At 38.9% G+C, this 12,201-nt stretch carries 4 protein-coding genes and 1 pseudogene; all 5 read right to left on the reverse strand.

Annotated elements, in window-relative coordinates; all coding sequences use genetic code 11:
- A partial coding sequence (locus T432_RS08870) for an ESPR domain-containing protein (RefSeq protein ID WP_156026346.1) occupies positions 1 to 108 on the reverse strand: 108 nt, incomplete at its 3' end.
- Between the two features lie 336 nt (positions 109 to 444).
- On the reverse strand, positions 445 to 6,888 hold the full coding sequence (locus T432_RS08050; protein WP_248646295.1) for a YadA-like family protein: 6,444 nt from the start codon (positions 6,886 to 6,888) through the stop codon (positions 445 to 447).
- Between the two features lie 8 nt (positions 6,889 to 6,896).
- A complete protein-coding gene (locus T432_RS08710) occupies positions 6,897 to 7,016 on the reverse strand; it encodes an ESPR domain-containing protein (protein ID WP_248646296.1) in 120 nt (39 codons plus the stop codon).
- A 212-nt stretch (positions 7,017 to 7,228) separates the two neighbouring features.
- Positions 7,229 to 12,025 (reverse strand): YadA-like family protein, encoded by a 4,797-nt coding sequence (locus T432_RS0107410; protein WP_028884757.1) that lies wholly within the window; start codon positions 12,023 to 12,025, stop codon positions 7,229 to 7,231.
- A 1-nt stretch (position 12,026) separates the two neighbouring features.
- Positions 12,027 to 12,101, reverse strand: a pseudogene (locus T432_RS08875) (ESPR domain-containing protein); the annotation flags it as partial.
- Between the last annotated feature and the right edge of the window lie 100 nt (positions 12,102 to 12,201).

A 12,201-nucleotide genomic window follows, 5' to 3' on the forward strand; every position in this document is an offset into this window, starting at 1 on the left:
AGCTGTTAAAGATGATTTAGAATTTTTGCAGAAGCCTTTAACAAGTTCAGAAACAGCAACCCAAGAACCTAAAGTTTTATTAAATTTAGATTTAAAGATTTTATTCATAGCAATTTGAAATAATAAGTTACAAAAAAAACAAATATAAGTCTTACAAATTTTAGTTTATAGGGCAATAACAAATATTTTGTAACTAATAATGTCTATGAGTATACTGTAGATATGGCAATTAAACTTGTATATACAATCCTTAAAAATATTTAATGACAATGCTATTAATAGATTCCCCCCCCCCACGCAAAACTGTAAAAACTCTTGTTTCATAATTTACAAAACGTTACAAAAATGTTGTTAAAAAACCCACGTCTTATGCGTGGGCTATCAAGTGATGTGTAAGCGGGGGCATTGCCACCTATGTAACTAATGCCCCTAGCTTAAGCCAAGCTACTTCCAAGCGTATCCTGCTCCAACGCCGGCACTGATTTGACCGCGGCCATTGCCAGTGACATTGCCTTTGAGGATCCATTTACCGTTATCGGATACAGACGATACACCCACAGATAAAGCTGTGTGGCCTTCGTGAGTGCCGCCTGCTACTCCGACGACGCTTTGGCCAGGCTCGTAAGCTTGCGGTAGGCTCGCAACGGCTATAGCACTAGCTGTGCCAGCTGATGCGTCCTGATAACGCTTCTCGATATCGCCTTTAAGCTCTCTCTTAGTAGCAGCAAGCATATCGCTTACTTGACCGAATTGAGCAGCATCCGTTGGCTTAACGCCTGGTGCAACATCATTAATTGTGAGTCCAGCTGCACTGATGCCATCTTTCGTGAACTGCGGCCCATTCTCGCCTACTTTAAGCCCTCTCTCGTCGAAAGTCGCTTTATCATCCCCTTTAGCAACAGTCACACCGTTACTATCGATATTGATGGATTTGCCTGAATCATTGCCATCTTTATCGAGAGGCTTGAATTCGGCCGATTGCAGACCTTTCAGATTTTTCGCTAGACGCACTGCAAGGACCTGTTTCTTATCGTTTCCTTCGCCCTGCTCCTCAACTATTACACCGATATTCTTATCATTAGTGGACGAAAGTTTAGTTTCATCCTTCTCGCCCCCCACGATATCAAGTGTATTATTGAGCTTTTTATTTATGACCTTATCGCCGTCGCCTTTAAATCCGAGCCCATCGTTTAGGGTGGCAATGCTCTCTTTTACGGCATTCTCGCCCTCGCCCGTAGTTAAGGTAATTCTCGGTTTAGTGCTGTCAGGTTCATCACCAAGACCTGGCTCACCCTTAGGCTCTACTGAAATTATTGAAGTCGAAGGGTCGTCTGATCCTTCAGGTTTCTTCGTGATTTCAAGGCCGCCTGGGGTAAGTTTAGAGCCATCGCCATTTGAAGGATCCTTGACGGCGATTTCAGGTCCTTTAGAATTTGGATCCTCTGGATCTTTAGCTGCGTTGATTACGATAGTTTTCTCGCCATATTTGTTAATGATTTCAACCTTACCGTCTTTTCCAGGTTGGCCGTCCTTGCCAGCTTTTCCGATAGTTAGATTATCAAGTGCCAAATCTTTTTTCATAGCCACTGTAATCGTAGTTTCTTTGGTATCTGGGTCTTGAGTAACTTTGGTCATAATATTAGACCCCTCGTCAAACTCATCCCATTTGGTGTTATCTTTATGGCCTGAAATATTAACTCGAGAATTTAGAGTATTAGCTACAGGATTTTTTTCTGGATCACCATCACCAGTATTTGCACCGAATAAGAAGCCATCTTTCAAAGTGGCACCTTGATCGACTTCATTGCCATCTTTATCGGTAAGGATAATGCGAGTAATGCCATCTTCTCCATCAACGCCTGGTTTACCATTTAGTGTCATAGTAATACCAGCATCACCTTTTTCACCAGGTTGACCATTCTCTCCAGGTTTTCCATCTACACCTTTAAAAATGATTACGTCTGGTTTTATTTCAACTGTAGAATCACCATCGCCAGAGGTCACGGTAACATTACCGTCTTTTCCATCTGTGCCATCTTCGTTAGGGCCACCGAATTCTCCATTTGTAAGTTTGAGATCTTTTTTCATGGCAATGCGTATGATTTTCTCTCCACCTGGACCATCTTCGATTTTGGTCATAATATTTACACCACCATCGAAGTCTTCCCATTTAGTGTTACCAGCTGCCCCTGCGATTCTCACTGAATTATTTAGTTTAACAGCAGCCTTACCATTTGTGGTGTTGTCTTTAAAAATCAATCCATCTTCAAGAGTCGCTACTTCTTCTTCAACTGGTGTGTCAACACCTGGTCCACTAACAGTATGAGTTAAGCGACGTTTTTTAGTTTCAGGGTTTTCAACACCTCCAGTACCATCTTTCTTCGTACCAAGTTTTGATGTGCCCACACCATCATTAATAGCGAAACCGTCGTGCTCAATTTCTGAGTATTTAGATGTATCACTATTAGTGACTTTAATATGCCCATCACCCTCAGCATCCACTGAAGCTGTGATAACATTTGCATTCTCTGCATTTTTTATCTTAAGTTCACCAGCTGTTTTCTTAGGAGCATCTGGGTTCGCAGGGTCAGTTGAAATCTCATTTACGCCTAAAACTACTCTTCTATCTCCATTCTTGTCGTTTAAGCGGAAATCACCGTGACCATGCTCGTCCGCACCAAGCTTCGCAATTTCATCATTTTCGCGGCCATTCAAAATAATACGTGGATCGCCTTTAGTATCTTCATTTTCGCTAACTGAAGCTACTATCTTATCCATCATTTTGCCATCTTGGATTGTGAGCTTGCCAGGTTTAGCATCTGTACCAGCATCTGCATCCGCAGGAGTTCCAGTTAGTGTTAGCGATTCGAATTCAGGTGATTTTTTAAGTGCAACCGTGTACTTAATATTATCCCCGTCTTTCTCGGCTTTAGTCATCACATTTTTGCCGCTATCAAACTGAGCCCATGTGGAGTTCAAATCAGCCCCTTGGATAGTTATCACCTTATTCAATGTGATGGCAATGTTCTTGCCGTCATTACCCGAGAATTTAAATCCGTCTAATAGCGTTGCGAGAGGATTATCGTTTACGGTGATGCGATCGATAGGTTTATCATTGATATCTTTGGGTTCATCAGTTTTGACTTTTATTACTACTTTACCGTCTTCCCCATCTTTTCCATCAACACCATTAAACACGATCGAATCAGGTTTAACTTCAGCAGTTTTGTTTGGATTATTAGGGTCTTGAGCCTTGAGTGAATCCAATTTCAATTCTTTATTCAAACCGATTCGTATAGTATCGCCATCAAGCCAAGTCATGATATTTGCGTCATCAAATTTACTTTTCTCAGTGTTTGAATCAGCACCTTTAATATTTAAAGTGCCCCCATCTTTAAGTGTTATTGTTTTTGTCCCAGGAGTGCCAGCAACATTAGAACCGAATGTTAGAGTTTTAACTCCTAAATTTCGTACTTCTTTATCAACATATTTTTTGTTTGCAGCATCTGTGGGTGCATCAGGGTCAGCTACACCAGTGATTTTCTTTTCGCCAGCATTAATGCCATCATTATTAATAACAACAGTATCTACTGTAAGGCCATTTGGACCAAAAGATGGACCAGAGTTTGGAAACGCCAAGCCATCTGCATTTAACGTAGGACCATTTTCAATAGCAACAGATGTAAGTCCTGTTAGCGTTTTCGTTAGGGCAAATGCAACAACATTGTTATTAGCAGTTGTTGTGATATTATCATCACCTGTGAAGGATAAGGTTTCACCCAGTGCAATAGGACCGCTAGTTTTGGCTCCATCAGAAAGTTTATATCCAAGAGCTTTGAGATCTCCAATTTTAGTTTTTACATAACCAACGTTCGCCGCATCATTAGGAGCCGATAATTCATCAGAAGCTGGTTTAATATTGGTGATTGGTTTGTTATATGCATTAAGACCACCATCTTTGGTCAATGATGGGCCGCCATTAATTGTGATACCAGATCCATTAATAGTTGTATCACCGAACTGAGCTGATGTGAGTCCTGTAAGAACTTTGGATAGACCTATCAAAAGTTGTCCATCAGTTACTGATTTTGTAGAGATATTTGCACCTTGATCAGTACTATTCCAAGCAGCAGTACCCTTAATTGAAATCTTGCCACCAAGTTTTACAGTATTTTCCCCACCAGTATTTCCCTCATATTTAAAACCGCCGTTAGTTAATTTTTTGACTTCATTCTTCAAATATGCGAGATTCACTGCATCACCGTCGGCTCCAGGTTTAGCAACACCAGTGATTTTCTTATTGCCGGCGTTGATACCTGTATTTAAAACTTTTACGCCCCCGCTGAGAGTCAAACCGTTGGCATCAAATTTATTGTTACCCACTAAAGTTAGGCTTTCAAGATTTGTAAGTTGTTTTTTAAGCCTAATTAAAATTCCGTTTTCGTCAACTTTTGTGGCAATATTCACGCCTTCATCAGTCAAATTATCTGTTAAAGCTGTTTTACCTTTTACGTTTATGGTTTTACCAATTTTTATGGTTTGTGGAGTACCTGAATTGCCGTTAATATCAACACCTTCTTTTATGATTGTGTTGGCTACCGCAAATAACTGCGAACCATTGATAGCATCAGTACTAGTAGCACTAACCGCACCAGCAGCTACATTTACGATTTGACGTGGGCCAATGTTTCGAACTGCTGCAAGTTCTTCTGCAGTTAATTTCGCAATCCATTCTGGTTCTTCAATTCCATCATCTCTTAAGGCATTAATAGCATCGTCCCTTGAAACAGAACGTATAATTTCATTTTTTCTTTCATCTGTGGCATCTTCTTCAGCAACTAATTTTAATTGAATAAGTTCCTGTTGCTTTTGAGTAACTTTAGAGTAATACTCAACTAAGTTTTTCTGGTTTTTGTATTTTTCGCTTACAGAATTAGCACCTTTTAATAAGCTATCCGAGTTAAAGATCTCAGTACCAACTGCAGATCCGACTGAAACGACGCCATATTCTGCATTTCCAGCTATGAATCCAGTCACTGTAATACCGTCAATAGAAGCACCAGGCACAGATGAAGCTTCTTTACTCGAGGATCTATTTCCTAATATAACGCTATTTTTATGATTAGCTGTAATATGTCGGCCCAATACGAATGTTCTGTCAGCTTGAGCTGTGATTTCATTATTTGTACCAAGAGACATGGAACTAAATGAATGAACTTTATTCACACTCCCAAAACCAAAAGAAGCATGGTTATAAATTTTGTTCGCATAGCCAAATGCTCCACCAAATCTACCTTCGACTACATTTGCATCACCTGCGGAGAATGCATGTGCAACAAATGACTTGCTGTTCCTACCCAAAGCTAAAGAGCTTTCACCCCAAGCTTCAGCTATATCCCCGACAGCAGTTGAGTTCCATACTAAGGCTTTTGCACCGTGACCGATAGCAGTAGCATTAGTATCAACAGCTTTAGAATTATGACCTAAAGCAATTGCAGCATTTCCAAATGTGTTAGCTCGAGATCCGATAGCGACTGAATGATAACCTCGGGAGAATGCATATGTTCCAAATGAGCTAGATGCAGGTCCCCAGGCTTTTGCATAAGGACCGACAGCAGTTGCTGAATCTGTGCCTGCAACTGTATACGCACCTAATGTAACTCCCCTAGTGCCTGATGAAGTAGCATCATATCCAATAGCGACAGAATCTAATGTCCTGGCATCACTTAAATAACCTAGTGCTGAAGCTGTTTGAAATTTTGCTTCACTTTTATAACCGATAGCAACTGTATACTGTCCTGTAGCTTTAGCTTCTGTACCAATTGAGATTGATTTATTACCAGAAGTCAGATTTTTATTACCTATGGCAATTGCTTCCGAATTAGTTACGGTATTGTCATAACCAATAGCTAAACTATTAGTTTTATATACTTTATTCTCTGAACCAAAAATATTTGAGCTGTCACCAATTAATATGTTTTCAGAACCATAAGTACTAGACTTATTTCCTACATTTATATTTTCAGCACCATATGTATTAACCATAATGCCACTACTAAAATTGGAATCACCAAAAACCGATCCCTGTTTAGTATATATACTGTTAATTGAAACACCAACAGGTAAATTCAATTCATCGATTTTGGTTTTAACTCTTATCAAATCGGATGAAAAAGTGTAGGCTTTGTACTTATCTAAATATTTTGTTAAATCTTTATATGAACCTATAAAACTTCCTGACCCGTGTAAGTGAGATCTTGGAGAATTCAAAGAAGAATTAGTTCCTATTATTGTTGATAAATTCCCATCAACAATTATTCCATTCCCTACTCCAGTTGAATCTTCTCCATTTGTATCTACGCGCCATCCTAGTGCTGTAGACCTACCCCCTGCGGCACTTGTACTCCATCCAAATGCATTACTGTACATACCTAGGGCACTGACTGCATTACCGACTGCTGTAGCTTCCCAGTTACGTGCATTTGCTCTAATACCTAATGCGACAGCTCCTTCATTTCCATTTTCAACGTTGGATTCTCTACCGATTACTACGGATGCAGAACTATCTTGGATTATATTCTTATAACCAATATTTATTTGATTTCCTCCACCCCCTTCAAGTTCGTTACCTATAAATAAAGCATTTAAGTTTTTAGTAGGAATTGGAGTGAAATAATCAATTAAAAATTTATTATTTGATCCAATAAAAATAGACTTTATAACTCTGTAATCAGTCTTTCCTATTTTTTGATTTTTTCCCAGTATTATGCTGTCTGAGACACTAGTGAGAGTATTTGAATCATCTTTGACAAAATTTCCAGCTCCGTCTGTTTTAAATTCATTTGAAGGCACCTGGCCACTAGCCACCCCGCCCCACACTGAAATCATTCCTAAAGTTAGTGCAGCAAGTGCTGTTTTAGAGGATTTAGATTTTTTCCGCCTGTTTTAGTTATTTCAGAAACTGCCACCCAGCTTCCTATAACTTCATTATAAACAGTTTTAAAAATTTTATTCATATTCTTCTCTCAGTTACAAAATTTGCAAATTCTTAAAATTATAAGGTCAATTGATATCGATTGAAACATACACAAAAATTTTGTTTACTACTTTGTATCTTTTTGTATATACAAAAACCCCCGAATCAATGACTCGGGGGGTGAGATTTTTGTATGAGAATTAGGGGGCGGGGGCATTGCCATCAATGCAACAAATGCCCCTTGTAATTAGGCTAACGCCATGTATAGCCCGCACCTATGCCGGCACCGATATCTCCATTATCAGAGCCAGAAACAGAGCCACGCAGCTGCCACTTGCCAGTAAGGGACGAACTCGAGATGCCTACAGCGAAAGCCGCCTTGCCGTGGACAGTACTACCTGCGACTGACACTGTTTTGTCGCCAGGGCGGATAGCATGAGGGAGATTGGCCATGGCCATAGCCATAGCAGCGGAGCCTAGAGCTTGCTCATGATTCGCATCCATCCTGTTGATAAGATCATTGCGTGTTTTATTGAGCTGACTTACGTTTACGGCGTCCGTAGGTTTCACGCCTGCAGCGACATTTGAAATGACACGTCCACCAGCATCGATTCCGTCTTTAGTTAGGCTTGGACCATCTTTGATGTGAAGGCCTGTTGCGTTAAGTGAGACGGCTGAGGCAGATGAAGATATATCGACGCCATTGCCATCGATTTTTGTGGTGGTCGCAGGCTTACCGTCAGCAGCTTCTGATGAGAATTCTGCTGAAGAGAGGCCTTTCAGATCTTTGGATATGCGTACAGCAAGAGCATCTCCTTCGACCATAACACCAATATTCGCTTCTTTAGAAACCTTATTCGCATCAGTCTGACCACCCGTGATTTTCAGTGTGCTATTTAGTTTTTTGTTTATTTTTGGATCGCCATCACCTTGGAACGCAAGCCCATCGTTCAGAGTGGCAATGCTCTCGCCCTCTCCATCCTTACCTGTATTTACCGTCAAGCGACGTTTAGCATCGGTCAAGCCGAGGGCTGTTTCGCCTTCTTCTTTTAATGCAAGCTTAGTGGATTTCGCATCTTGCTGATCTGCTTTAGGTGTGAATGCGATTCCGTCTGCTTCGAGAGTAGTTTTATTCTTACCATCTTTCGATTTAGCCGTCACAGAAGTAAGCTCGAGCTCATTTTTCATAGCTACAGTGAGGGTTGTTTTTTCACTTTCTTTTTTGACCGTGGTTTGGATATTGCTACCGCCATCAAATTTAGAAGGATCTTCATTGCTATTGGTCGATGCACCCACGATATCGAGATCTTTCACGCCTTCAACAGGGTTAGCACTGCCTTCCTCAGCAGGTTTGTTTGCACCTACTTTAATATCTGTAGTTTCGCCAGGATTTGGGGTTGTTCCAGTGTACGAAATTTTAATGGTGGTTTTTCCATTTTCCTGCGTCACTTTTGTGGTGATATTCCCATCGCCCTCAAAATAAAGCTCTGAGTTTAACTGTGCATTATGTTTTCCTGACTTATCCGATATTTCGTATCCATCTGTTTTTTTAGCAAGATTTTTAGAGTCTATATCAGGAATTTCATTACTTAGTGCCTCTGCAACCTTATAAAGTTGAGAGCCATTGATAGCATCAGTACTTGTCGCACTAATTTCCCCTGCAGCTACGTTAACTATTTGTCTCGGTCCTACCTTATAGTCTGGATGACCGCTAGCAATAATTTCATCCAATTTGGTTACATCAAGAGAAGCCAAATCTGGTGGCAATGCTACTGGCTCTAATATTCCGTTTTTTGACAAATAATCCTTAGCCATTTCATCAGTTACTTCTTTAATAACGTAAGCTGGATCTTTCTGTTTTTTGATTTGTTCAACTTCGGCAAGTTCAGTTTTAGTATCAGTAAGTAATTCAGAGTAAGCCTTATTTTTAGCTAGATGATTTTGAACAATATCCTTTTGAATAATCGCTCTTTTTACTTTTTCGCTAATAGTATCAGTACTTACATCTGAACCGACGGAAACCACACCATATTTTGAATCACCTACCCCAGCAAAACCTTGCACGCTTAATGTTCCAATTTTTGCTGAACTTACGGCTTTAGCTTCCTTACTTGATGATTTATTACCTAAAATCACACTGTTAGCATGATTTACTTCTATTGCTCGACCCAAAACAAAAGTTCTATTTGCGTTTTCTCCAATAGAAATATCTTGGCCAAAGGCACCTGAAGAATGAGATTTGACGACATTGTCATTGCCAACAGCATAAGAACTTGGTGCTGATACATTATTAAATGCACCAAATGAACCTGCGTATCTGCCTGATACTTTATTTGCATCACCTAAGGAGAAGCTTTGAGCATAATATGATTTATTTCCTCTCCCCAAAGCGAGAGAACTTTCTCCGAATGCATTAGCGGTGTCACCATATGCGGATGAATACAAACCAGACGCTATTGTATTAAATCCAGCTGCGACCGCTCTTTCATATGAGGCAATGGATTCTGAACCTATAGCAACAGAATGTAAACCTAAAGCATTATTATTTCTACCAAAGGCTGATGCATTTTCTCCTATAACAATATTACCATAACCAACTGCAGTACCATAATCACCAAATTTTCCTTCAAACTGCTCCTTCGTTGGATTGTGATAACCCACATAATTAAAGGAACCTACCGCAGTGGAATATTTTCCAGAAGATTTATTAGAAGACCCAAAGGCTACACTTTTTGTTTTAAATGTAAAGTTGCGTTGACCAACAGATACACTATCTTCTCCTAGAGCCATATTCAAATAGCCAGATGCTACAGAGGAGTTGCCAAAAGCCCAGTTGTAATTACCCAAAGCAACCATATTTTTACCGAGAAAACCATATTCATTTGTTTTCTGCTTCTCTATTTTTGCTATGGCTTGAAGATTACTATAATCTAACCCAAAATAACCAAATGCACTCTCCCTATCAGTTATTTCGTTATCTTTTATTTTTTGACCTTGAGGTAATTTATTCTTTTTAAACCATAATTCCCTTTCAAATTTCTTAGCTTGATTCCCTCCTTCTACAGAAGCTGAAAAAGAAAATATCTGTTCATCTTCAAGTAGAGCACCAGCATAGTTATTAGATCCTATAGCCATTGAATAATTCCCTACAGCACTCGATTTTTCACCCAATGAGTGTGAACCAGTTCCATAAGCTACCGAAAACTTACCAAGAGCAACGGAGCTGTGGTTTGCAAAAGCAGAATCTCCAATAGCAGTTGCCCAGTGATTTGGAGCCATTGATTTATAACCAATTGTAATTACGCGACTGGCTACTTTAAATGGATTTTCATCTGGGATACCTGTTGCAGGAGCAGCATAGTTTTCGTAACCAATAACGACATTTTCTGAACCTTGTACAACATTATAAGAACCCATACCAATTGAGTAAGTGCCATTCACAAGATTTGCAACACCAATAGCTACACCCATTTCATACGGATTTTTCCCTTTACCTTTTAAAAGAACATTCTGTAATCCGAGCACAGATGAGTGTAAACCCTCAGAAGTATTGTAAGCACCAAAGACAGATGAGTTCTCCCCCATTGATTTGTTGCCTCTACCTACAACCTGGGAAGAATCTCCTAAGACCAAATTTGCTCTACCCAAAGCAACAGAATCATAATTTCTAACTAGATTGTAAAGACCAATTGAAATAGAATGATTACCCAAAATAATATTACTGGATCCGAAAGCTAGTGAATTACCAGCTTGAAAATTAACGTTGCTTGTTTGGTCATAAGTCTCAGGTTGAATTTTAATTTCATTACCATCCACAGTAAGGTTTTTTAGTTTATTTTTAAATGTTTCTGCAGTAATTAATCCATGTTTATGAGTTTCGCCGTTCAAACTGGGAGGTAATGAATAATCAGGTGGTACATTTGAATAACCGTCGAACTCAGAGAGAATATCCTTTATTTCATTTTCATAAATTGGATTCAAACTCATGATAAAGTTATCTGTACCTACGAGCATACTGTTAGATGAACCGCTTGAAAGATTACTCCTACCGATAGCTATAGCTGAATCAGGAGCAATGTTGTTATATCCATGGATTACTGAAAAACCTAGTCTATTAAAGTTCTTATACCCAATAACGGTAGAACCAATATACATGGATTTATTATTAGTACCAACTACAACTGAATCAATTCCATCTATGTAATTACTTATACCTATACCTATACTGCCAGTTCTTTTGGCATAGTTTGTAATAGTGCCGCTTTGTAATAAGTTAAATATATTTCCAGAACCAATTGAAACTGAACCTATGCCTTGTACAACATTACTTGTACCTATCGAAACAACATTTGGATGAGAATTAATGTTATCTGTACCTATTCCAATTGAACTATCACCACTAACAATATTTTTATCACCTATGCCTACTGTAGATATACCATAGACAGTATTCTTATAACCTGAAGCTATAGCTTTCCATCCAATTACTTCATTGTCTGTACCCATTGAGATTAAGTCAGAACCCATAGCTACAGAACTTTCTCCAAATACTATTGAACGACCTATTGTGAATTTAGAATAATCATAATTTTTTTCATTGGTTAGCTGCAATGTATTTAAAGCCAGATCCTTTGAAGGTCCATTCACATACATTTGAGTATGCCCTTTAACATTAGTTTTTTGACGGGCTCTTTTTGAATTCCATGCTTCATCACTATAGCCAATTTGGGACTTAATACCCGTGAGAATTGAATTATTATTAAAAACTTTGTTGTCTAAACCTTGAACATAAACTTTTTCTATTGCACTACCTGAGTTCGAGTTTAGAACTTTATTTTTATTTCCTAATACTACTGAATCCACAGGTTCAGTTACAGTGTTTTCATCGCCAATAATAATTGACTCAGTAGGATCAGTGATTGTGTTACTTGCTTGGGTTATATAATTGCCGTTAGCATCTAAGTTTTGTGAGTTGGCTACCCCCCCCCCACATGAAAAGCGGAGATATTGCCAAAGCACAAGCCAAGAGAGATTTAGATTTTTTTCCATTTGATTTAGCACATTCTGATACAGCAACCCATGCACCAAGGACCTCACTGTAGATAGATTTGAACACTTTATTCATATACAACCCCACTTAATTACAAAATAAAGCATAATTATATGAAACAAAACGTAAGAAATTTGCAATTTTTGCACTAAACAATCTAAATCTATTAAATAAA

The sequence above is a fragment of the Taylorella asinigenitalis ATCC 700933 genome, assembly GCF_000687755.1.
GTDB lineage: Bacteria > Pseudomonadota > Gammaproteobacteria > Burkholderiales > Burkholderiaceae_B > Taylorella > Taylorella asinigenitalis.

Coding starts and splice junctions, on each gene's coding strand:
- T432_RS08710 (WP_248646296.1), bottom strand. CDS start 7,016: ATGAATAAAATTTTTAAAACTGTTTATAATGAAGTTATAGGAAGCTGG.
- T432_RS08050 (WP_248646295.1), bottom strand. CDS start 6,888: ATGATTTCAGTGTGGGGCGGGGTGGCTAGTGGCCAGGTGCCTTCAAAT.
- T432_RS0107410 (WP_028884757.1), bottom strand. CDS start 12,025: ATGGAAAAAAATCTAAATCTCTCTTGGCTTGTGCTTTGGCAATATCTC.